Genomic DNA, 22257 nt, shown 5'->3' on the forward strand with positions numbered 1-22257 from the left:
CTACCGAACCCAACTTCGTCGTCGACCCCTATGGTGGACCGATGAGCACCGGGCATCTCACGGCACCCGCCGCCGCCGTCACCACGCCGCGGCGTGTGGTGATCGATCAGGCGTGGCGCGCCATCGGCCCGGGCGTCGAGGTCCTCAGTGCGGCGGACGGCGGCCCCCTGCGCCGGACCATCAAGCGCATCCTGGATCCGCTCGTGCTGCGGCTCCGGTCGAACCCGCAGTTCTCCGCTCCGCTGCTCGACGCGGCCACGGCGTCGGAGGCGCTGGAGGTCATCCTCGACAACGCGCCTCGACTTCGTTGTGCGGCAACGTGGTTCGAGCTGTTGAAGGCGGAGCGGCGCCGCCTGAAGATCACCAGTGGCAACGCGCAGGAACTCTACTTCCCGGTGTGCTTCGAACTCGCGACCACCAGAGGCCTGCCGTCGCAGCAGGGTTCGCCACGCGACGCCGCGGAAGCGGTACTCCGGGGGATTCACGAGGACCGTGACCGCACGGCGATCGAGGTGCTGAACCGGTACGTCGACGACGAGAGCGTCATCGCCGGACTCGAGCAGCAGCTGATCCTCGGCTGGGGCGACGTCCGGGCGGGCGACGGCATCCCCGGACCGTTCCTCGCGGGGCTCACGACGGTGCTCGGAGCGGCTGCCGGCCACGGCGCCAGGATGGCCCGGCAGCGGGTGTGGACGGCGCTGGTCGCCGACGCGACGCCGTTCGACTTCGGGGCGCGTGCACGCACGGACCCCCGGGCGCTGCCGTGGTCGATCACCGAGGTAGGGCTGAGTTCCACCGAGCCGCAGTGCCCGCCACTGGTGTGGACGGCCGCCGAGAGATCGCGGCCGCTGGACCGCAGCGTGGTGGAACGGGTGCGGGGGACACTGCGCCGGGCGCTGGATCGCGACGAACTGCCCGACATCCCGTCGCTGTGCGCCGAGGAGGTCGACCGGGCATGCGCGCCGTGGGGGCTGATGGCGGAGGACAAGCAGGCGGCGCTGGTCGCAGGCATCGAGATCGCGGTGGACCTGGCACCGCTCGACGAGTCCGCGGTGCCGCGGTTCGAGCTGAGCCGCACGATCCAGGCCCGGCTGCGCAAGGAGGCCTACGTGCTCCACGCCCGGCGATACCTGGCGGCGGGTGAGCCCATTCACCCTCGACAGCAGCAGGTGATCGACGATCTCGGTGCGTTCGCGCGACCGTACGTGGCGCGACTCTGGGCCCGGCTGCACGGCCGCGACGTCTGGCAGGAACCGTGCGACGACGTCGACGACGTACGCGGGCTGCTCGAGGGCGTGGCGCGGTCGGTCAGCCTGGATCACCGGCAGAGGATCAAGTCGATGCTGGAACTCGAGGTGGCGCGGTGAATTTCGAGGCGGACGGCGGGTTGTGGAGCACGGGCCCCGCGGTGTCGGGGCCGCCCGCGCTCGCCGTGCTCGAGGTCCAGGGCGCGGTGCTCGCCTGGACCGTGGACGATCCCGGCGGCGTCGCGGCCACCCGCATCACGTTCACGGACGTGGCCGCGGCGGACTGGCTGTGGCACGTCGTGGGAGTCGAGGGGCACACGGCCCTCGTCAACGCACTGGCCGACCGGCCGGTCGAGGGTGCGGTCGACGTTCCGGGCGTCGAGATCGACGAGGCGCCGTTGATTCCGTTGCGGCGCATCGCGATCGGCCACTGGGCGCGCAGGTGGTGGCCGAGCAGCCTCCGCGACGGCATCGCCGAACTCGACGGCGCCCTGCTCGATGCCGAATTGGCGGTCGCGCAGGTGGCCGCCGAGGGGTTCCTCGACGAGGATGCGGTGGACGCCGACGTCGGCGAACTCCTCGTCGGGCGTCGGTCGGCGCTCGAGACGCGTCGGCAGGACGGTGACCCCCGGGTGATCGCACTGATCGATGCGTGCCGGGAACTCGCCGAGGATGCGGGCGTCTGGGACGCGGCGCCCATCGTGGTCGACGACGTGCCCGCCCGGCGCGCCGACTACGCCCTGGCCGCCGGGCCGGGTGGCGGCGGGCCGTCCCGGATGGCGGTGGCCGGCGGTGCGGCATCGGTCAACTGGGACGCCGTCCCGCCGAACGTGTTCGACGCCGCCGAGGAGACCGTCGAGTGGCGGGTCGAGGCGGCCGACGGTGTCGCCGTCGCGACGGTGCGGGTGGCCATGGCGGGACTGCTGCCCGCCACCGGCATCGACGTCCGACTGCGGGCGGGCGACGTCACCGGACACGGCGCGCTCGACGCGAACGGTGTGGCCCGGATGGCCCTGACCGACGCGGGCGGGCCCGTGGCGGAGGGTTCGGCCTGGAATCACGACTGGACGTCGGTCCGCGTCGACGTCGGCGCCGGCGTCGAGGCGTCCGCCGCCGCGGTCGAACTCCGAAGCCGCGTTCGCGAACTCGCGCGCGCACGGCTCGCCCGTCCTGGGCCCGACGCGTTCCTCGCCGAGGTTCTGGCCGCCGAGTCGGACTACTGAGGCGCCGTCCGGCCGCGGACCGCGATCACGTGCCGCGTCGCACGGTGGCCCACCGGCCGTGGCGCGCACTGTCGTCGATGGCGTCGGCGACCAGCGCCTGTTCGAGGCCGTCGTCGAAGGTCGGGTAGTCCGGTGTCGCCGGTGCCCCGCCGGAGTCGATCGCGGCGTATACCGCGCGAAACAGGGCCTTGAACGTGTCCTGGTATCCCTGGGCATGCCCCGCGGGGACGTCGCCGGCGTCGCGGAACTGGATCTGATTCGGTCCGTCGCGGTTACCGATCCACAGCCGTTCGGGGTCTTCGGTGCCCCAGCCGAGTGAGGACTCCGAGCCGCTCACGTCGAAGCTGAGGTGGTTCTTGCGGCCCGGCGACACCTGCGACAGCGAGAGCACGCCGCGGGCACCGCCCTCGAATCTGAGCAGGATGCCGGCGACGTCCTCGGTCGTGACCGCGACCGGCTCGGCTTCGGCCGACGAGCGGGCGAACGTCTCCACCGAACCGAGCGGACGCCGGCGTTCCGGTACGAGCGTGGTGAGGTCCGCCATGACGGCCTCGACACGGTGGCCGGTCACGAAGCTGACGAGATCCAGCCAGTGCGAACCGATGTCGCCGACCACCCGCAGGGAACCGCCCAGATCGGGTTCGAGACGCCAGTTCCAGTCGGTGTCCTTCGACAGCCAGTCCTGCAGGTAGCCGCCGGTGACGAGGCGCACCGAGCCGACGCTGCCGGACGCCACCCGCGCCGCGGCCTCACCGCACAGCGGGTAGAAGCGGTTGATGAAGCAGACGGCGTGGACGAGACCCGAACCCGTTGCGACGTCGCGCAGTTCGCGGGCCTGCTCGGAGGTCATGGCCAGGGGCTTCTCGCAGACGACGTGCTTGCAGGCCCGCAGCGCCGCCAGCGCCTGCTCGGAGTGCAGGTGGTTCGGTGAACAGACGTGGACGGTGGTGACGCGGTCGTCGGCCAGCGCCTCGGCCACGCTCTCGTAGACCGGCGCCAGTCCCGTCGCCGCTGCGCGTTCCGGTGAGGATCCGACGACGCCGAGCACCGGGACGCCGATGCGCGCCAGTGCCTCGGCGTGTACGCGAGCCATGAAGCCGGTGCCGATGATCGCCGTGCTCATGTGCGGTGGGGAACCTTTCGACCGTGTCGAGTCGCAGCACAGTATGCCCCCTACGCCATGGTGAAGGCGCCGTAATCCACGTCCGGACTCATCTGGCCGCGGCCTGCAGCACGGGCGCGGCGACGGGTTGCGGCGTCGGGCTGGGCAGTGGCTCCACGGGGACGCCCGGCGTGCCGATCTTCCCGGCCATCCACGGCAGCGCCGCGACGAACGCCTGTGCGGCGAAGGGCCAGTCGTGCTTGCCCGGCTGCTGCACCACCGCGCAGTCGATCCCGTTCACGCCGCCGAGCCCGCACAGCGACTCCGCCGCCACGGTCTGGTCGCTGGTGCGTCCCGCGGCGTCACGGCCGCCGAGTCCGTTGCCCTCGTTGTTCACGTTGACCACGGTCGGGGCCGACGGCATGGATCCGTTGACGTCGAACCACCCCGAGACACCGGCGTAGGGGCCGTGTTTGGTGATCACCGCCGTCGGATCGAAGCTGGCGTATTGGGCCTCGCTCCCGCCGAACAACCGGTCCACCGTCTGCTGCTTGGTTCCCGAGTTCGGTGCGAGGTCGCCGGCGATGTCCTCGAAAGCACCGAACATGTCGGGGTGCATCGTGGCGAGGTCGACGGCGCAGGTGCCGCCCATCGACCAGCCCACGATGCCCCAGTTCGCCTGCTTCGCGCTGACACCGTAGGTCTTCTCCATGAACGGGACGACGTCCTTGGTCAGGTGGTCGGCCGCGTTGCCGCGGGACCCGTTCACGCACTCCGTGTCGTTGTTGAAGGCCCCCCCGGAGTCGACGAACACCAGAACCGGTGCGTTGCCGCCGTGTTGGGCGGCGAAGTCGTCGACCGTCTTCACCGCGTTGCCGGTCCGGAGCCAGTCGGCCGGGGTGTTGAACTCGCCGCCGATCATCATGATCGTGGGCAGCGGCGGGGGCGGATCGGAGGCGAACCACGCCGGCGGCAGGTAGACGAGTTCGCCGCGGTGCTTGAACCCCGACGGCGTCGAGTCGATGGTGACCGGCACCACCGATCCGCGCTGGGGGATCGTGCGCGACTTCTGCATCGCGACGACCGTCGCCTGGTCCGTCTGATCGGGCAGCGGTCCCGCGGTCAGCTGGTTCCACGCCACCTGCACGGTGGGGAAGTAGCCGACCCAGAGGTTGAGGGCGAGTGCCGCGCACAGCAGGCACAGCGGTACCGCGACCGCGGACACCCCGCGCCGCCACCACGACGCACTCCGCCAGCCGGCGACGAGGACGACGAGCGCCGCGCCGGTGACCGCGGTCCAGGCCCACAGTTGCCTCGGCGCCGGATCGCCCGCGAGTCCTTCGGACGACACGTACCAGTAGGCGACGGCGGTCAGGGCGAGGCCGAGCACGACGGCCAGCGGCAGCCAGACGATGCGCCACCGCGGGTGCCGCCACCCGACGGCCGCGATCAGCACCACCGCGGCCAGCACCTGGACGGCCAGCGGCAGCCAGCCGTGCATCAGCGAAAGTCGCTGCGGGCCCCAGGTTCCGGCGGCGTCTGCCAGCAAGCCGGCGATCCTCGGCGTCGAAGTCGTCACCCCGTCATCGTGGACGGCGAAGCTGGTAGCCGGCTGTGGGGTCGCAGGGAGCCCGCAACGAGTTGGCGTCTAGCGTGGTTTCGCCAGCGGGAACGGCAACGTCTCGCGGATGCTGCGGCCCGTGATCAACATGACGACGCGGTCCACGCCGACACCCAGGCCACCGGTGGGCGGCATCGCATACTCCATGGCCTGCAGGAAGTCCTCGTCGAGCTCCATGGCCTCGGGATCGCCACCGGCGGCGAGCAACGACTGCTCCTGCAGGCGCCTGCGCTGTTCGACGGGGTCGGTCAGCTCGCTGTAGGCGGTGCCCAGCTCGACGCCCCAGGCGACCAGGTCCCACCGCTCGGCGACGCCGGGGATGCTCCGGTGCGGTCGGGTCAGCGGTGACACCGTCGTCGGGAAGTCCTTGTAGAACGTCGGGTTCTGCGTCTGTCCCTCGACGAGTCGCTCGTACAGCTCGAGGACGACGGCGCCCGCGTCCCAGTGGGTCAGGTACGGCACGCCCGCCCCGTCGCACAGCGACCGGAGCGTCGCCAGGTCGGTCTCGGGGCCGACGTCCTGTCCGAGCGCCTCCGACACGGCGCCGTGCACCGTCTTCACCGGCCACGATCCGGAGATGTCGACGGCCACCAGGGTGCCCTCGGTGTCGCCGGGGCGCATCACGACCTGGCTGCCGTTGGCCGCCTCGGCGGCGTTCTGGATCAGCTCGCGGCACCCGTCGACCCACACGTTGTAGTCGGCGTGTGCCTGATAGGCCTCGAGCAGGGTGAACTCCGGGTTGTGGCTGAAGTCGACACCCTCGTTGCGGAAGGCCCGGCCGAGTTCGAAGACCCGTTCCACGCCCCCGACGCACAGCCGCTTGAGGTACAGCTCGGGCGCGATCCGCAGGTACAGGTCGAGGTCGTAGGCGTTGATGTGCGTCATGAACGGCCGCGCGTTGGCGCCACCGTGGATCTGCTGCAGGATCGGCGTCTCGACCTCGAGGAAGCCCTTGCCGACGAGCGTCTCCCGGATGGAGTTCAGGATCCGGCTGCGTGCGGTGATGAGGTCGCGCGACTCCGTGTTGATCGCGAGGTCGACGTAGCGTGTCCGCACGCGTGCCTCGGGGTCGGTGAGGCCCTTCCACTTGTCCGGCAGCGGACGCAGACACTTGCCGATCAGCCGCCACTCGTCGACGAGCAGGGACGGGGTGCCCGATCTGCTCCGGCCGAGGACGCCGGTGACCTCGACGAGGTCGCCGAGGTCGATCGCGCCGGTCACGTCGGCGGTCTTGCCCTCCGTCAGTCGCGAGTCGTCGAACAGGACCTGCACCTCACCGGACCAGTCGCGCACCTGGGCGAAGAGCACGCCACCGTAGTCGCGCATGCGCAGCACGCGGCCGGCGACGCTGACGGGGACGTCCGCGGTCGCCAGCGCCTGGGCGATGGTGTGGCTCGGCGCCTGACCCACGGGATAGGCGTCGATGCCGCTGTCCTGCAACGTCTTCAGCTTGGCCATCCGGACGCGGACCTGCTCGGGCAGGCGGGACCGGCTGGGGGCGTCGTCGTCGACCGAGATGCCGGTCATGTCGGGTGCGGAGCCGTCGCCGTGCAGCCGCCCCGATTCGACGAGGCTCTCAGGCACCGCAGAATGCTGGCCGGTGTGCTGCTTGTTGCGCCTGCTGAACGGAAGCACCAGGAAGCCCTCGGCGATGACCGACGCGATGCCCACCCGCGGCACCAGCCGCGCGTCCTCGTAGCAGGCGAACCGGGGCACCCATTCGGGCTGGTACTTCATGTTCGAGCGGTACAGCGTCTCCAGCTGCCACCACCGGGAGAAGAACACCAGCAGCGCCCGCCACAGCCGGGCGACCGGGCCCGCCCCGAGTTGGGCACCCTCCTCGAAGGCCGAGCGGAACATCGCGAAATTCAGCGAGATTCGGGTGACGGCGATGTCCTCGGCCTGCAGGCAGAGTTCGCTGACCATCAGCTCAATCGTGCCGTTGGGTGAGGTGGGGGAGCGCCGCATGAGGTCCAGCGAAACACCGTTGGTGCCCCACGGAACCAGGGACAGCATGGCGACGACCTCGTCGTCTCCGGCGTCACTCCCCGTCTCGCGGACCGCTTCGACGAGGAGGCAGTCGCTGTCGGCGGGGTCGCCGAGCCTGCCCAGGGCCATCGAGAAGCCGCGCTCGGTCTCGGTGTCGCGCCAGGAGTCGGCACGCTTCACCACCGCGGCCATCTCGGCGGGGGACAGGTCCCGATGGCGGCGCAGCCGCACCGTCAACCCCGCACGGCGGGCTCGGGTCACCGCCTGACGGACCGGTTTCATGTCGGGGCCGGAGAGCTTGTAGCGGTCGGGGTAGAGGATCGCCTCGTCGCCGAGTTCCAGTGCGTTCAGGCCGCCCTCGCGGAAGGCTTGCGCCGCAGCCGAACTGGCGCCCATCACGCCGGGTGCCCACCCGTAGGTCTTGCACAGCTCGAGCCATGCGGCGATCGCCGCGGGCCAGGCCTTGGGATCGCCGACGGGATCGCCACTGGCCAGGCAGACACCCACCTCGACGCGGTAGGTGATCGCGGCGCGTCCGTTCGGGGCGAACACCACCGACTTGTCCCGACGGGTGGCGAAGTAGCCCAGCGAATCGTTCTTGCCGTACAGCTCGAGCATCCCGCGGATGGCCGACTCGTCCTCGCCGGTGAGTGCGTTCTCCGCCCGCTGCGATTGGAACAGCACGACGGCCGCCACCATGAGGGCGACGGCGCCGAACAGGCCGAGCAGCGCGTTGACCAGGACGTGGGGGTGTCCACTGAAGGTGTCCGAGTCGGCGCCGGCGAAGGCGCTGACCCGGTTGAGCGCATACCAGGGCCGGTCCTCGCGGGCCAGGGACCCGGGGAACAGCTCGAGCAGCCCCCAGCCGATGAGCGTCCCGACGGCCATGCCGGCCAGCAGCGCCGCCGCCGCCTTGACCAGTGCGCCACGCCGGACCCGGGCCCAGAACTGGTTGCGGGCGAGGACCAGGAATGCGATGGCGGCGACGTGGAACGCCAGCCCGATGACCTCCCCGATGTCGTCCATGACGCTCTCGTCGCCCATCACCAGGTCGGCGATGTTCCACCCGGACGCGGCCACCATGTAGAGGACGAGGATCCACCAGGCGATCCGCTTGCGGGCGGCGAGCGCCGCGGCCAGCAGAGCCAGCACGAATGCCCAGGCGAAACTGGTGTCCGGGAAGTTGAAGATGTAGTCGTTGACGAAGACCCGCGGGATCCTGATCGTCCACCGGATCAGCGGCGAGACGCTGGCCAGCAACGACAACGTGGCGATGACGCCGACCGTCCACCCCGCCGCGGCGGGAACCCACCACGAGGCGGAGCGGTGCTTGTCGTTCGCCGGCTTGTTGAGCGAGGCCAGGGTCATAGGGCGCGAGGATATTCGGTCCAACCGGGAAATGGGTGGGACTGAAGTGGGCGCGTGCTACCAGACGGGTCCGGTGAACCACTCTCCAGGACCCTTGCCCGGCTCCTCGGGCGCGGCGCTGGATTCGCGGAAGGCGAGCTGCAGGCCCTTCAGACCGTCCCGCAGTGGCCCGGCGTGCAGGCCGAGGTACTGCACCGACCCCTTGAGCAGGCCCGCGAGTGCCTCGATGAGCCGACGGGCCTCGTCGAGGTCCCGGTGCGGGCTCTCGTCGGGATCGTCGTCGCCCAGACCGAGCTTCTCGGCGGCCGCCGACATCAACATGACGGCCGCCCGGGTGATCACCTCGACGGCGGGGATCTCGGCCAACTCGCGCGTGGGAGGGCCTGCTGTCTCGTCGGGCAGTTCGGGAACTTCGGTCATGGCTGCTAGAGTGGCATGCGCGACCGTCTCGGCGAATGCCGGGACAACAAGTGGAGTCCCGCTCCCACCGTCGGCCCTCACCGGCTCGACGGTCCGGTCACAGGTACCGCGAGGTACCCGTTCTGTGCGATGCACAGGCGACGCCTCTGCGTCGCGACCGGTCGGCATCGGGCCCTGTCATCGACGGGGCCCGTCCTGTTTGGGTGCCGTGGTGGTAGGTCTCCTCGAAGACTACATAGGAGGCCCCATCAGCACTGAGACACGCATCAACGAGCGCATTCGCGTACCCGAAGTCCGCCTCATTGGACCGGGTGGTGAGCAGGTAGGCATCGTGCGCATCGAAGATGCCCTCCGCGTCGCCGCGGATGCCGATCTCGACCTTGTCGAAGTAGCACCGGATGCCAAGCCTCCGGTGTGCAAGATCATGGACTACGGCAAGTTCAAGTACGAGACGGCTCAGAAGGCTCGCGAGTCTCGCAAGAACCAGCAGCAGACCGTCGTCAAGGAACAGAAGCTCCGGCCGAAGATCGACCCCCACGACTACGAGACCAAGAAGGGTCACGTCGTCCGCTTCCTCGAAGCGGGGTCCAAGGTCAAGGTCACGATCATGTTCCGCGGGCGTGAGCAGTCGAGGCCCGAACTCGGGTACCGGCTCCTGCAGCGGCTGGGCGCCGACGTCGCCGACTACGGCTTCGTCGAGACCTCCGCGAAGCAGGACGGCCGCAACATGACGATGGTGCTGGCACCGCACCGCGGCGCGAAGACCCGCGCCAAGGCGGCGAGTGACGCAGACGCCCCGGCCGCACCGCGTACCAACACGCAGGCACCGACCGCCCCGGCGACCCCAGCTCCGGCCACGACGACGCCGGCCGACGAAGCACCGACCGACACACCACAGAACTGAGGACTGCAATGCCCAAGGCGAAGACCCACAGCGGCGCATCGAAGCGGTTCCGCAAGACCGGAACCGGCAAGATCGTCCGCCAGAAGGCCGGCAAGCGACACCTGCTCGAGCACAAGGCGACCAAGCGCACCCGTCGTCTCGACGGCCGCACCACGGTCGCTGCGAACGACACCGCCCGCGTCACCAAGATGCTCAACGGCTGACCAAGCCCGCAGGCCCTCCGCGGCCTTCCATTCGACCGATCGAGAATAGGAACACCCCATGGCACGCGTGAAGCGCGCAGTCAACGCCCAGAAGAAGCGGCGCACAGTCCTCAAGGCCTCCAAGGGTTACCGCGGCCAGCGCTCGCGGCTCTACCGCAAGGCCAAGGAACAGCAGCTCCACTCCTTGACCTACGCCTACCGCGACCGCCGCGCCCGCAAGGGTGAGTTCCGCAAGCTGTGGATCTCGCGCATCAACGCCGCGGCCCGGGCCAACGACATCACCTACAACCGCCTGATCCAGGGTCTCAAGGCCGCGGGCGTCGAGGTGGACCGCAAGAACCTGTCGGAGATCGCCATCAGCGATCCGGCCGCCTTCACCGCCCTCGTCGAGGTCGCGAAGGGCGCCCTGCCAGAGGACGTCAACGCACCGTCGGGCGAAGCCGCCTGACACTCCTGACCGAGAGGTCGAATCGGGTAGCTGCGGCGATCAAGCTGCAGCGTCCCGCCGGACGACGCCACGCCGCACGCTTCCTCGCCGAAGGCTCCAACCTCGTCGAGTCGGCGTTGCGGCGTGGTCTCGTCGACGAGGTCTTCGCCACGGAGGCCGCCGCCGATCGCTACCGCGACCTGCTGGTCGACGCCCCCGTGCACCTGGTGACCGAACGCGCCGCAAAGGCGCTGTCGGACACCGTCACCCCGGTCGGGCTGGTGGCGGTCTGCCGGATGCTGGACGCGTCGTTGGCGGACGTGCTGTCGACGCCACGACTCGTGGCGGTCGCCGTCGACACCGCCGACCCCGGCAATGCGGGCACGCTGATCCGGCTCGCCGACGCGATGGGCGCCGACGCGCTGATCCTGGCCGGTGACGGCGTCGACCCCTACAACGCGAAGTGCCTGCGGGCCTCGGCGGGCAGCATCTTCTCGGTGCCGGTCGTCGAGGCGGCCGACACGCTCGCGCTCATCTCCGACCTCGTCCACGCGGAACTGGTCGTGATGGCGGCGACACTCGACGGTGAGCGATCGTTGGACGACCTCGATCTCGACGTGCCGACGGCCTGGCTGTTCGGTTCCGAGGCCCACGGGTTGCCCGTCGAGGTGGCCGCTGCCGCCGCCGTGCGCGTCCGCATCCCGATGCGGGGGAGCGCGGAGAGTCTCAACGTCGCCGCCGCGGCGGCGATCTGCCTGTACGAGAGTGCCCGCGTCAGCCGCTGAGCAGACCCTTGGCCACGTGGGTGATCTGCACCTCGTTGCTACCGGCGTAGATCATCAGCGACTTGGCGTCGCGGGCCAACTGCTCGACGCGATACTCGGTCATGTAGCCGTTGCCGCCGAACAACTGCACGGCTTCCATCGCGACGTCGGTGGCGGCCTGCGAGCAGTACCACTTCATCGCCGACGCCTCCGGCAGCGAGATCGGGTGACCGGACTGCGCGGCCTCGATGACGCGGAACAGCATGTTGCGCACGTTCATCCGCGCGACCTCCATGGTGGCCAGCTTCAGCTGGATGAGCTGGAACTGGCCGATCTCCTGGCCCCACAGCGTGCGCTCCCTGGCGTAGTCGACCGACAGCCGCAGGCATTCCTCGATGACGCCGAGCGCCATGGCGGCCACGCCGATGCGCTCGGAGGAGAAGTTCGACTTGGCGCTGTCACGCCCGTCTCCGGCCTCGTTGTCCTCGGTCTCGCCGAGCAGTCGATCGCGGCCGAGTCGCACGTTGTCGAAGAACAATTCTCCCGTCCGCGAACTGTGGATCCCCATCTTGCGGAATGGTGCGGACTGCACGAATCCCGGCATGCCACGGTCGAGCACGAATGTGAGCACCTTGCGCCGACGTGGGTCCGCCGTCGGGGCTCCGTCCTCGTTCAGCTTCGCGTAGACGACCGTGACGTCGGCGTCCGGACCGTTGGTGATGAACGTCTTTCGGCCGTTGAGGACGTAGTCGTCACCGTCGCGCACGACGTAGGACTTCATGCCGCCGAACGCGTCCGACCCGGAGTCGGGTTCGGTGATGGCCCACGCCCCGACCTTCTCGTAGGTGACCAGTTCCGGCAGCCAGCGCTGCTGCTGGTCCAGGGTGCCCCGGGACGCGATGGTCGGAACGGTCAGCCCGAGGCTGACGCCGACGCCGGTGACGAGGCCCATGCTGACGCGGCACAGTTCGCTGATCAGCACGAAGCCCATGCCCGCCTGGTCGCCGCCGCCGCCGAACATGCCGCCCGACGACGTCTGGGACGCACTGCCCCCGTCGCGCAGCTTCGCCAACCGCCGCTCGAGTGACTCCTTGGCCATCGCATCTATCCCGAACGTGGAGAACAGCTTCCGCACGATCGGGTAGGGCGCCATGTCGCCGCTCTCGAGTTCGTCGAGATGAGGCCGGATTTCCCTGTCGACGAATTCGCGAACCGCGTCGCGCACGGCGACGTCCACGTCGGACCATTCCAGCATCTGTCACGCAACCCTTCGTCGGCTGATCCGTCTGGCGCTCGCGGGTCGGAGACCGCCCAGCGAGAACGTGGCGTGCACCAATGATCCAGCTCGCTCGGCGAGCGACGGACCGCGGGGTACGTAGTGCATCGGCAGGCCGCGGCGGTCGCGCGGCGGACCCGTGAACGCCGGTGCCTCGACGAGTGGCGCATCAGCCGGGATGCGGCCCTCCGCGCGGCGGTAGGCCGCCAGGGCCCGGGGATGCAGTCGGATCTCGTCGGGTACGGCGACGAAGGCGAGGTCGACGAGCTTGCCGAGCAGTCGCAGCACCGCCTCGTCCTTCGGCGTCCACCGCATGTCGGCCTTCTCGCGCAGGACGGGATCGAACAGTCCGGCCGCGATCCACCGCTGGCCGGCGACCAGCGGCTTGAACGCCTGATCCCAGACGGGCGTGGGGACCATCACGAACCACGGCTTCGGGATGCGGATGGTGAAGATGTCGCGTGCGGCCTTGGTGATCTCGAGGTCCTCGCGGCACGTCTTGTCCCAGTACTCGCAGAACGCGTCCCACGTCGCCGGCATGGGGCGCGTGCTCATCCCGTACATGCGGTACCACCGCACGTGCTCGTCGAACAGTTGCCGCTTCTCGGCGTCGGTGAGGCCACCGCAGAAGTAGTCGGCGGTCTTGATGATCAGCATGAAGAACGTCGCGTGCGCCCAGTAGAAGGTCTCCGGGTCCAGCGCGTGGTACCTCCGACCCAGGGAGTCGACGCCCTTGATCGTGTCGTGGTAACCGCGGATCTGGGCGCCCGTCCGTGCGGCGCGGTCACCGTCGTAGACGACGCCCATGATGGGGTAGACCGACCGGGCAACCCGCTGCAACGGTTCCCGCAGGACGACGGAGTGGTCCTCCACGGCCGCCCCGAGACCCGGGTACATGTTCTGGATCGCGCCGATCCACACGCCCATCAGACCCGTCCGCAGATCCCCGAAATACTTCCAGGTGAGCGAATCCGGACCGAGCGGGTCGGGAGCCGTGGCGCGTCCGTCGACGGTCGTGGAACCAATGGTCATGGCGTCGTCACCCATCTCTCACTCCGGGTCGTGTCCTCACGATATGGGTGACAACGCGTGTTGTCCACGAAGCGCGGCCGCACATGGCGAGACTGACGGTCCGACCGTGACCGGCGCGCGGCGGCGGGCCGTCGTTGCCGGTCCTTCCGACCGGCACCTAGGGTTGCGGGGTGGATGTCGAGTCGTTCGAGGAACGACCGGGAGGGCAGCAGCGCACCGGTTCCGGGTACGGCGCGAGCGGCCCGTTCGGGTGGTTGCAGGCCACCAACCACAGTCCGGGCGTGGTGGCCTTCCTGCGGCGGGCCAGGCGCGCGCTGCCGGGGGATCCCGACTTCGGTGATCCATTGTCGGCGGCGGGCGTCGGCGGTCCCCGGGCCGCCGCCCGCGCGGCCGACCGGATCCTGGACCGCGAGGCCGCGTCCCGCGAAGTGAGCCTCGGCGCCCTCCAGGTATGGCAGGCACTCACCGAGCGGGTGTCGGGCAAGCCCGCGTACCGCGAGGTCACGCTCGTCTTCACCGACCTCGTCGGGTTCTCGGACTGGTCGTTGGTCGCCGGTGACGACGCGACGCTCAGACTGCTCCGCCGCGTCACCCAGGTGATGGAGCCGCCGCTCCTCGCGGCCGGTGGGCAGATCGTCAAGCGCATGGGTGACGGCGCCATGGCGGTCTTCGGCGATCCGACGACCGCCGTGCGCGCGGTGCTCCAGGTCCTCGAGGCGGCCAAGACCGTCGAGGTCGACGGATACACGCTGCGGGTGCGCGCCGGGGTTCATACCGGCCGCCCCCAGCGCATCGGCTCGGACTGGCTGGGCATCGACGTGAACATCGCCGCGCGCGTGATGGACCGCGCCACCCGCGGCGGCGTGGTGGTGTCGCACTCCACCCTGGAACGGATTCCGGCGGAGGAGTTGGACGCGCTGGGGGTTACCGCGAAGCGGATCCGCAAGCAGTTGTTCGCCCCCAGGATCTCCGGCGTACCCGAGGATCTCGCGATGTACTGGCTGAAGATTCGCAGGGATCTGCCAGCCGCCGATGCGGAGGAAGCGTCGCCCCCGGGGGCATAGTTGATCCAATGGTGCGCGCAGGTCTGATGCGGATTGCTCGACTGCGGGTGACCCTCGCATACGGCGCGATGCTGCTCGTCGTGACGTCGGCGCTGGCCACCCTCGATCCGCTGGCACGGGAACGCATCGTCGAGAAGGCGAGCACCAACCTGCACAACCTCGCCCACGGGCACTTCGGGACTCTGCTCGGCAGCGCGTTCGTCGTCGATGCCGGCGCGATCGCCGTGTGGCTGCCGAACCTGCTCTGCCTCCTGGCGCTTGCCGAGTTGCTCTGGGGGAGTACTCGTCTGGTGGTCGCCTTCATGGTGGGCCACGTCGGGGCGACGCTGCTCGTGGCGGCCGGCCTGATCGCCGCTGTCAAGGAGGGGTGGACGTCGACCGACATCACCCGAGCCACCGACGTCGGGGTCAGCTACGGAGCCATGGCCGTGCTCGGTGCGATGACCGCTGCACTCCCACGACGGTGGCAGGCACTCTGGATCGGCTGGTGGATCGGGGTCGGCGCCGCGGTCGTCGCCACCGGTGGTGACTTCACCGACGCCGGCCACGGTCTCGCGCTGGTGCTGGGAGCCCTGGTGGCCACGCGCTTCGGCGCACCCGAGCCATGGACCAGGTGGCGGCTCGGCATGCTAGCCGTCGCGTCGTGGTTCGGCTTCGCGATGGTGGTGAGCACTACCGCCGCCCTGGTGCCCGCGACGTCCTGCGGGCTGCTGTGCGCGCTGGTCGGCGGCCTGGCCTCCCGGTTGTCCGCACTGCGAACCCGGCCGACGCCGAGCGCCACCGACATGGTGCCGGACTTCGAGCGGCACGCGCTGTCCTGACCGTGCCACCGGGAGGGCCCTGACGCTCGTCGACGTTCCCGGAATGGTCCTCGAAGGTCGTTGCCTTACGGGAACATACGATGCCATGAAGGCCAATTGGCAAGCGCCGGAGAGCGTATGGCGGGTCACCGAGATCGACCAGATCGGACGACGCATCGAGCGTGCGTGCCGTGTCGTCGCCGTCACACCGGCGCAGTGGCGTGTCGCGTCGCACCGTCGTCGGTGACGGTTCAATTGGCAAGCGGTGATGCCGATTACGCGGCCCGTACCCAGTGATCGACGTCCCAAACGGCCATGTCGGCATTTGGGGTTTATGAGAATCGCGTATGAACCGCGTGACAGTCCAGCGGGTGGTCCGGAGAATCGGTGTCATGACGACGATGTCGGTGAACCCTCGCAACCCGCCGCCGAGGCCCGCGATCCTTGGCCAGTTGCCCCCTATCCGGCGTAGCGACGGATCTCCGATCCGCGTCCTGCTCGTCGACGACGAACGTGCGCTCACGAATCTGGTGAAGATGGCCCTGCACTACGAGGGCTGGGTCGTCGAGGTCGCGCACGACGGCCAGGAGGCGATCTCGAAGTACGACGCGAGCACGCCGGACATCGTGGTGCTCGACATCATGCTCCCCGACCTCGACGGTCTCCAGATACTCGAGCGCGTCCGGGCCACCGGGAACTACACGCCGGTGCTGTTCCTCACCGCCCGCGACTCCGTCACCGACCGGGTGACGGGCCTGACGGCCGGCGCCGACGACTACATGACCAAGCCGTTCAGCCTGGAGGAACTCGTCGCGAGGTTGCGCGGCCTCCTCAGGCGGGCGGGGGAGACCACGCCGCTGGACGACGAGACGCTGCGCGTCGGTGACCTGGTCCTCGAGGGCGTCAGTCGGGACGTCACCCGCGGCGGCGAACGCATCGACCTCACCGCCACGGAATTCGAGTTGCTGCGCTACCTCATGCGCAACCCGCGCCGCGCGCTCACCCGCGAGGAGATCCTCGAGCGGGTGTGGAACTACTCCTTCGGCGGTCGTACCAGCATCGTCGACCTGTACATCTCGTACCTGCGCAAGAAGATCGACGCAGGGCGCGAACCCATGATCCACACGATCCGCGGCGTCGGATATCAACTGCGGTCGGATCGGTGACGACGCGGCGGAGGGCACCGTGGTGGCGCCCACGGACCCTCAGCCGGCAATTGATGCTGTGGGTCTCGGCCCTGGTAACCACGTTGGTGATGGCGGTCGGCGCCCTGTCGGTCTACACCATGCACCTCTACGTCGACGCCTACAGCGACAGCGAGGTCGCCCACTCCCTGGCGGCGTTCGAGCACTCCTATCTCGACCGTGACGGCCGGCCCGTCACCGCGCTCACCGACTTCACCGGTCAAGCGCCCGGCACGCTGATCGCGGTCATGAGCGGAGACGACGTCCTGTCGTCCGCGATGTTCGACGACGACGGTCCGCAGTCCGCGCCACCAGACCTGATCGCCGACCTCGAGTCGGTCGACTGGACGGGCAGCCACCCCGCGACCCTCGACCTCGGTGACGAGGGCGGCTTCCGGGTCGCCAGCACGCAGACCGGGGACGGGCTGCGCCTGGTGTCGGCCGTGTCCATGGAGAGTGCGAACGAGGCCATCGCCATAAAGGTCGTCGCCGTGCTCGGCATCACCGCGATCGCCGCCGTGCTCGCCGCGGTGGGCACCGTCGTCCTGGTTCGCCAGGCGCTGCGGCCCATGCGCCGGGTCGCCGCCACCGCGGCCCGGGCGGCCCGGATACCCCTGGCCGACGAGCACCACCGCATCACCACCCGGGTCCGTCGCGCCGACAGCGACCCGGACAGCGAGGTGGGCATCGTCGGTGAGACGTTGAACCGGCTTCTCGCGAACGTCGACTCGGCGCTGGCGGTACGCGCGGAGTCGGACCGCCGGATGCGGCGCTTCCTCACCGACGCCAGTCACGAACTACGCACCCCGCTCGCCGCGATTCGGGGCTACGCCGAACTCACCCGGCAGGACGGGCCCAGCCTGCCGGCCACCACCGAGTACGCGCTGGCGCGCATCGAGTCCGAGTCCCGCCGGATGACGGCGCTCGTCGGCGACATGCTGCTCCTGACCCGGATGGACGAGGGCCAGGGCCTCGAGATCGAGACCGTCGACCTGTGCGCGCTGGTGGTCGACGCGATCAACGACGTCGCCGTCACCGCGCCGGACCACGACTTCCAGGCGGATCTGCCGGACGGCCCGGTGTGGGTGGAGGGCGACCGCGCCCGCCTGCACCAGGTGGTGAGCAATCTGCTCACCAACGCGCGCAACCACACACCCGCCGGGGTCTCGGTGACGACCACGGTCCGCCCTCCGTCCGAGGATCCCGACGGGTGGGTGGCCGTGTCCGTGGTCGACGACGGCCCCGGGGTGGAACCCGAACTGCTGCCGGATCTGTTCGGCAGGTTCGTCCGCGCGAACAAGGCACGATCGAGGGAGATGAACAGCTCCGGCCTCGGGCTGGCGATCGTCGCCTCGATCGTCGAGGCGCACGGCGGCACCGTCGGCGCGCAGTCCCGGCCCGGCCGCACGGAGTTCCTGGTCCGGCTCCCGGACGTCCCCTCCGGTCGGCTCGATCTCCACCAACCCGCCGCGAGGGCAGCGCAAGTCACACCCGCGCCGTAGCTATGATCGCCGGGTGTCCGAGCCGTCGAGCGAGAAGACCCCGGAGGCGCCGGGATTGACCGAGCAGGCCCTGACCGACGCCGTCGGTGCCGCGCGGCGCGCCTTCGACGCCGCCACCGACCTCGACGCCCTGGCGCGGGCGAAGACCGACCACCTCGGCGATCGGTCGCCCATCGCGTTGGCGCGTCAGTCGCTCGGCGCGCTGCCCAAGTCCGACCGCGCGGATGCGGGTCGCCTGGTCAACGTGGCGCGGTCGGGGGCTCAGGCCGCCTACGACGAACGGCTGGACGTGCTCCGGATCGAGCGCGACGCCGCCGCCCTGGTCGCCGAGCGCATCGACGTCACGCTCCCGTCGACCCGGCAGCCGCTCGGCGCCCGCCACCCGATCACCATCCTGGCCGAGCACGTGGCCGACACGTTCGTCGCGATGGGGTGGGAACTCGCGGAGGGTCCGGAGGTCGAGACCGAGCAGTTCAACTTCGACGCCCTGAACTTCCCGCCCGACCACCCGGCGCGCAGCGAGCAGGACACCTTCCACGTCGCGCCCGACGGTTCTCGGCAGGTGCTGCGCACGCACACCTCGCCGGTGCAGGTGCGCGCGTTGCTCGAACGCGAGCTGCCGGTGTACATCGTGTCCATCGGGCGGACCTTCCGGACCGACGAGCTCGATGCCACCCACACGCCGGTGTTCCACCAGGTCGAGGGCATGGCCGTCGACCGCGGGCTGACCATGGCGCACCTCAAGGGCACCCTCGACGCCTTCGCGCGGGCACAGTTCGGCCCGGGTGGGCGCACGCGCTTCCGGCCGCACTTCTTCCCCTTCACCGAGCCGTCGGCGGAGGTCGACATCTGGTTCGAGAACAAGAAGGGCGGTCCCGGCTGGGTGGAGTGGGGTGGCTGCGGGATGATGAATCCGAACGTGTTGCGCGCGTGTGGGATCGACCCGTCCGAGTACTCCGGGTTCGCCTTCGGCATGGGCCTGGAGCGGACGCTGCAGTTCCGCAACGGCATCCCCGACATGCGGGACATGGTCGAGGGCGACGTCCGCTTCTCCCTGCCGTTCGGGGTGGGTGCCTGATGCGCTTCCCCTACGGCTGGTTGCGCGACGTCATCCGGGTCGGGACACCCGGTTGGGACGTGTCGACCGACGACCTCGAACGCACCTTCATCGACATCGGCCACGAGGTCGAGGAGATCCTGCCGGTCGGACCGGTCACCGGTCCGCTGACCATCGGCAGGGTCGTCGACATCGAGGAACTCACCGACTTCAAGAAGCCGATCCGCGCCTGCAAGGTCGACGTCGGAGTGCACGGCGTCGACGGTCAGCCCCGCGACATCGTGTGTGGGGCAACGAACTTCGCCGTCGGTGACCTCGTCGTCGTGGCGCTGCCGGGCACTACGCTGCCGGGCGACTTCACCATCGCCAAGCGCAAGACCTACGGCCGCACCTCGGACGGGATGATCTGCTCGGCCTCCGAACTGAACCTCGGCGTCGACCACAGCGGCATCATCGTGCTGCCGCCCGGGACCGCCGAACCCGGCGACGCGGCGGCCGAGGTCCTCGGCCTCGACGACGTCGTGTTCCACCTCGCCATCACGCCCGACCGCGGCTACTGCCTGTCGATCAGGGGCATGGCGCGGGAGATCTGCTGCGCGCTGGACCTCGACTTCGTCGATCCGGCCGACGTGCCACCGCTGCCCGCCGAGGGCGAGGCGTGGCCGCTCGTGGTGCGTCCGGAGACCGGGGTGCTGCGCTTCGGTCTGCGTCCCGTGACGGGCATCGATCCGACGGCGGTGTCGCCGTGGTGGTTGCAGCGCCGCCTGCTGCTCAGCGGCATCCGCGCCATCTCACCGGCGGTCGACGTCACCAACTACGTGATGCTCGAACTCGGCCAGCCGATGCACGCACACGACCGCACGCTGATCACGGGCGGCTTCGACGTACGCCTCGCCGAACAGGGCGAGACCGTGGTCACCCTCGACGACGTCGAACGCAAGCTGAACTCCGGTGACGTGCTCATCGTCGACGACGTCGCCACGGCCGCGATCGGCGGCATCATGGGCGCAGGTACCACCGAGGTCCGGGACACCACCACCGACGTCCTGCTCGAGGCCGCGGTGTGGGATCCGGCGGCGGTGTCCCGCACTCAGCGTCGGCTCCGTCTGGTCAGCGAGGCGGGCCGCCGCTACGAGCGCACCGTCGACCCGGCGATCCCGGTCGCCGCGCTGGACCGCTGCGCGGCTCTGCTCGCCGACATCGCGGGCGGCACCGCCGAACCCACGCTCACCGATTGGCGCGGCGACCCCCCGCGTACCGACTGGTCGCCGCCACCTGTGACCATGCCGATCGACCTGCCCGACCGCACTGCCGGCATCTCCTATGCCGAGGGAGCGGCGGCCCGGCGGCTGACGCAGATCGGCGGCCGCGTGGAGACCTCGAACGGGTCGCTCGTCGTGACGCCGCCGAGCTGGCGACCCGACCTTCGCGAGCCCGCCGACCTCATCGAGGAGGTGCTCCGGCTCGAGGGGCTGGACCGGATCCCGTCGGTACTGCCGACCGCGCCGGCCGGACGTGGCCTCACGGCGGGCCAGTACCGTCGCCGCGCCATCGGAAGGGCCCTGGCGCTCAACGGCTTCGTGGAGGTCCTGCCGACGCCGTTCCTGCCCGCAGGAGTGTTCGACGCCTGGGGCCTGCCGGCCGACGATCCACGTCGCGCCACCGTCGCGGTGCTCAACCCGCTGGAGTCCGACCGGCCCCAGCTCGCCTCGACGCTGCTTCCCGGACTGCTGGAGGCGTTGACGCGCAACGTGTCTCGCGGAGCTGTGGACGTCGCGCTGTTCGGCATCGAGCAGGTCGTCGTCGCGACGCCGCGAACGCGGGCACTCGACCGGATCCCGGTGGACCGACGGCCGACCGCCGCCGAGATCGCCACCATCGACGACTCGCTGCCCGACCAACCCCTGCACGTCGGCATCGTGCTGACCGGACTGCGCGAACCCGCGGGCCCGTGGGGGCCGGGACGGCCCGTCGAGGCGACCGACGCGTTCGAGGCGGTTCGCATCGTGGCACGGGCCTGCGGTGTCGAGGTCACGCTGCGCGCCTCCCAGCAGCTGCCGTGGCACCCCGGCCGGTGCGCCGAGGTCGTCGTCGGCGACGTCGTCGTCGGGCATGCCGGCCAACTGCATCCGGCGGTCGTGGAACGCACCGGACTGCCCAGGGGAACCTGTGCGGTGGAACTCGACCTCGCGGCCGTGCCGATCGCCGAGCGGCTACCCGCTCCCGCGGTGTCACCCTTCCCCGCGGTGTTCCAAGACGTCAGCCTCGTGGTGGCGGCCGACGTCGCCGCGCAGTCCGTGGTCGACGCGGTGCGCGCCGGGGCGGGCGAACTGCTCGAGGACGTCCGGTTGTTCGACGTCTACACCGGCCCGCAGATCGGCGAGGGTCGCAAGTCGCTGACGCTCGCGCTGCGGTTCCGCGCCGGTGACCGCACGCTCACCGAGGACGAGGCCAGCGCGGCCCGCGACGCGGCGGTGGCGGTGGCGGCCGAACGCGTCGGTGCCACGCAGCGCAGGTAGCCGCCCACTAGGGGCTGTGCCGGATCCCGAACGTGTGGTCCTGCTGGTCGCGAAACAATTCGCGCCGTGGCGGCCAGAACGTCGTCACGGCCAATCCGACGGCGGGCAATGCGAATGCAGCGACGCCGATGGCGGTGCCCGCCCAGCCGTTCGAGAAGTGGACGATGTGTCCAACCAGTTGTCCGACGGCGACCGCCGCCACGAAGATCAGACCATCCGTGACGAGGCTTGCCTTCAGGCTTGGCCGCCAGGGTGCTGCCGACGTCACGAGGTAGAGGCCGAGTATCACCACGCCCATCGTGTAGACGGCCGCCGCGTTCACCGCGAAGTAGTCGGCAGGAACGTCGTCTGTGACGGTCCATCGAACGAGGACGTAGGCCACCGTTGGCCAGTACGCCATCTTGAGGTGTTCCCAAACGCTCTCGTTGACGGGTGCGAACACGCCGACCAACGCATGGCGGCCGCACCGATCGAAGGCGAAGTGCAGTAGCGTGCCCGAGACGATGATCACCGGCACTCCGACCGCGTTCCACGTCACGGCGGTGCACACGTTTC

General features: G+C 70.0%; 19 protein-coding genes. 12 read left to right on the forward strand and 7 right to left on the reverse strand.

The annotated features are described in order from the left end of the window. The first annotated feature begins 41 nt into the window (after nucleotides 1-41). Nucleotides 42-1367 carry a hypothetical protein gene (locus G6N64_RS19690; protein WP_163798979.1) on the forward strand — a complete coding sequence of 442 codons (1326 nt, stop codon included), beginning with the start codon at nucleotides 42-44 and terminating at the stop codon, nucleotides 1365-1367. After that, nucleotides 1364-2470 (forward strand): hypothetical protein, encoded by a 1107-nt coding sequence (locus G6N64_RS19695; protein WP_163798981.1) that lies wholly within the window; start codon nucleotides 1364-1366, stop codon nucleotides 2468-2470. Before G6N64_RS19690 ends, G6N64_RS19695 begins: the two co-directional genes overlap by 4 nt. 25 nt (nucleotides 2471-2495) lie before the next feature. Here G6N64_RS19695 and G6N64_RS19700 read toward each other — a convergent pair whose 3' ends face one another. The 4 genes from G6N64_RS19700 to G6N64_RS19715 all read right to left on the reverse strand — a co-directional run bounded on the left by G6N64_RS19700 (nucleotide 2496) and on the right by G6N64_RS19715 (nucleotide 8970). Continuing rightward, nucleotides 2496-3593 carry a Gfo/Idh/MocA family protein gene (locus G6N64_RS19700; protein WP_163798983.1) on the reverse strand — a complete coding sequence of 366 codons (1098 nt, stop codon included), beginning with the start codon at nucleotides 3591-3593 and terminating at the stop codon, nucleotides 2496-2498. A gap of 88 nt (nucleotides 3594-3681) precedes the next feature. After that, complete coding sequence (locus G6N64_RS19705) at nucleotides 3682-5073, reverse strand: alpha/beta hydrolase (protein ID WP_163801953.1); 1392 nt, start codon at nucleotides 5071-5073, stop codon at nucleotides 3682-3684. A 147-nt stretch (nucleotides 5074-5220) separates the two neighbouring features. Continuing rightward, the gene (lysX, locus tag G6N64_RS19710; protein ID WP_163798986.1) at nucleotides 5221-8550 is read right to left on the reverse strand and encodes a bifunctional lysylphosphatidylglycerol synthetase/lysine--tRNA ligase LysX; all 3330 of its coding nucleotides are present in this window, start codon (nucleotides 8548-8550) and stop codon (nucleotides 5221-5223) included. A gap of 57 nt (nucleotides 8551-8607) precedes the next feature. Beyond that, nucleotides 8608-8970: a DUF1844 domain-containing protein gene (locus G6N64_RS19715; protein WP_163798988.1), complete on the reverse strand. Its 363-nt coding sequence runs from the start codon at nucleotides 8968-8970 to the stop codon at nucleotides 8608-8610. 211 nt (nucleotides 8971-9181) lie between these two features. Between G6N64_RS19715 and infC the strand changes: the two genes are divergently transcribed. Genes infC through G6N64_RS19735 form a run of 4 tightly spaced genes read left to right on the forward strand, consistent with a single transcriptional unit; the run spans nucleotide 9182 to nucleotide 11289 of the window. After that, the gene (gene infC / locus G6N64_RS19720; protein WP_163798990.1) at nucleotides 9182-9874 is read left to right on the forward strand and encodes a translation initiation factor IF-3; all 693 of its coding nucleotides are present in this window, start codon (nucleotides 9182-9184) and stop codon (nucleotides 9872-9874) included. An 8-nt stretch (nucleotides 9875-9882) separates the two neighbouring features. Beyond that, entirely contained in the window at nucleotides 9883-10077 is a 195-nt protein-coding gene (gene rpmI / locus G6N64_RS19725) for a 50S ribosomal protein L35 (protein ID WP_163798992.1), read from the forward strand. A gap of 58 nt (nucleotides 10078-10135) precedes the next feature. Continuing rightward, entirely contained in the window at nucleotides 10136-10525 is a 390-nt protein-coding gene (gene rplT / locus G6N64_RS19730; RefSeq protein ID WP_163798995.1) for a 50S ribosomal protein L20, read from the forward strand. Next, nucleotides 10522-11289, forward strand: coding sequence for a TrmH family RNA methyltransferase (locus G6N64_RS19735; RefSeq protein WP_163801954.1), 768 nt, complete (start codon nucleotides 10522-10524; stop codon nucleotides 11287-11289). Before rplT ends, G6N64_RS19735 begins: the two co-directional genes overlap by 4 nt. Here G6N64_RS19735 and G6N64_RS19740 read toward each other — a convergent pair. Together G6N64_RS19740 and G6N64_RS19745 are read right to left on the reverse strand one after the other, a co-directional pair. Next, on the reverse strand, nucleotides 11279-12523 hold the full coding sequence (locus G6N64_RS19740; protein WP_163798996.1) for an acyl-CoA dehydrogenase family protein: 1245 nt from the start codon (nucleotides 12521-12523) through the stop codon (nucleotides 11279-11281). The genes G6N64_RS19735 and G6N64_RS19740 overlap by 11 nt on opposite strands. A gap of 3 nt (nucleotides 12524-12526) precedes the next feature. After that, entirely contained in the window at nucleotides 12527-13576 is a 1050-nt protein-coding gene (locus G6N64_RS19745; RefSeq protein ID WP_197748287.1) for an oxygenase MpaB family protein, read from the reverse strand. Between the two features lie 170 nt (nucleotides 13577-13746). Here G6N64_RS19745 and G6N64_RS19750 point away from each other — a divergent pair, with 170 nt between their 5' ends. The 6 genes from G6N64_RS19750 (at nucleotide 13747) to pheT (ending at nucleotide 21702) form a co-directional block, all read left to right on the forward strand. Continuing rightward, complete coding sequence (locus G6N64_RS19750) at nucleotides 13747-14640, forward strand: adenylate/guanylate cyclase domain-containing protein (protein WP_163799000.1); 894 nt, start codon at nucleotides 13747-13749, stop codon at nucleotides 14638-14640. 8 nt (nucleotides 14641-14648) lie between these two features. Then, a complete protein-coding gene (locus G6N64_RS19755) occupies nucleotides 14649-15461 on the forward strand; it encodes a rhomboid-like protein (RefSeq protein ID WP_163799002.1) in 813 nt (270 codons plus the stop codon). Between the two features lie 371 nt (nucleotides 15462-15832). Continuing rightward, a complete protein-coding gene (locus G6N64_RS19760; protein ID WP_163799004.1) occupies nucleotides 15833-16606 on the forward strand; it encodes a response regulator transcription factor in 774 nt (257 codons plus the stop codon). 53 nt (nucleotides 16607-16659) lie between these two features. Further along, nucleotides 16660-18126: a sensor histidine kinase gene (locus tag G6N64_RS19765; protein WP_163801955.1), complete on the forward strand. Its 1467-nt coding sequence runs from the start codon at nucleotides 16660-16662 to the stop codon at nucleotides 18124-18126. Between the two features lie 55 nt (nucleotides 18127-18181). Next, nucleotides 18182-19204 carry a phenylalanine--tRNA ligase subunit alpha gene (gene pheS / locus G6N64_RS19770; RefSeq protein ID WP_163801956.1) on the forward strand — a complete coding sequence of 341 codons (1023 nt, stop codon included), beginning with the start codon at nucleotides 18182-18184 and terminating at the stop codon, nucleotides 19202-19204. After that, a complete protein-coding gene (gene pheT, locus G6N64_RS19775) occupies nucleotides 19204-21702 on the forward strand; it encodes a phenylalanine--tRNA ligase subunit beta (RefSeq protein ID WP_163799007.1) in 2499 nt (832 codons plus the stop codon). Before pheS ends, pheT begins: the two co-directional genes overlap by 1 nt. Nucleotides 21703-21709: 7 nt before the next feature. Here pheT and G6N64_RS19780 read toward each other — a convergent pair whose 3' ends face one another. Further along, nucleotides 21710-22252, reverse strand: coding sequence for a DUF6512 family protein (locus tag G6N64_RS19780; RefSeq protein WP_163799009.1), 543 nt, complete (start codon nucleotides 22250-22252; stop codon nucleotides 21710-21712). Nucleotides 22253-22257: the final 5 nt, after the last annotated feature.

The organism is Mycolicibacterium sediminis (genome assembly GCF_010731735.1).
Taxonomy (GTDB): domain Bacteria; phylum Actinomycetota; class Actinomycetes; order Mycobacteriales; family Mycobacteriaceae; genus Mycobacterium; species Mycobacterium sediminis.

Bases quoted from the DNA above. Each gene is read 5' to 3' on its own strand.
- pheT (WP_163799007.1), top strand. From the start codon at position 19,204: ATGCGCTTCCCCTACGGCTGGTTGCGCGACGTCATCCGGGTCGGGACA.
- G6N64_RS19740 (WP_163798996.1), bottom strand. From the start codon at position 12,523: ATGCTGGAATGGTCCGACGTGGACGTCGCCGTGCGCGACGCGGTTCGC.
- G6N64_RS19690 (WP_163798979.1), top strand. From the start codon at position 42: ATGAGCACCGGGCATCTCACGGCACCCGCCGCCGCCGTCACCACGCCG.
- G6N64_RS19715 (WP_163798988.1), bottom strand. From the start codon at position 8,970: ATGACCGAAGTTCCCGAACTGCCCGACGAGACAGCAGGCCCTCCCACG.
- G6N64_RS19755 (WP_163799002.1), top strand. From the start codon at position 14,649: ATGGTGCGCGCAGGTCTGATGCGGATTGCTCGACTGCGGGTGACCCTC.
- G6N64_RS19760 (WP_163799004.1), top strand. From the start codon at position 15,833: ATGACGACGATGTCGGTGAACCCTCGCAACCCGCCGCCGAGGCCCGCG.
- rpmI (WP_163798992.1), top strand. From the start codon at position 9,883: ATGCCCAAGGCGAAGACCCACAGCGGCGCATCGAAGCGGTTCCGCAAG.
- G6N64_RS19765 (WP_163801955.1), top strand. From the start codon at position 16,660: ATGCTGTGGGTCTCGGCCCTGGTAACCACGTTGGTGATGGCGGTCGGC.
- G6N64_RS19700 (WP_163798983.1), bottom strand. From the start codon at position 3,593: ATGAGCACGGCGATCATCGGCACCGGCTTCATGGCTCGCGTACACGCC.
- rplT (WP_163798995.1), top strand. From the start codon at position 10,136: ATGGCACGCGTGAAGCGCGCAGTCAACGCCCAGAAGAAGCGGCGCACA.
- G6N64_RS19705 (WP_163801953.1), bottom strand. From the start codon at position 5,073: ATGCACGGCTGGCTGCCGCTGGCCGTCCAGGTGCTGGCCGCGGTGGTG.
- lysX (WP_163798986.1), bottom strand. From the start codon at position 8,550: ATGACCCTGGCCTCGCTCAACAAGCCGGCGAACGACAAGCACCGCTCC.
- G6N64_RS19745 (WP_197748287.1), bottom strand. From the start codon at position 13,576: ATGACCATTGGTTCCACGACCGTCGACGGACGCGCCACGGCTCCCGAC.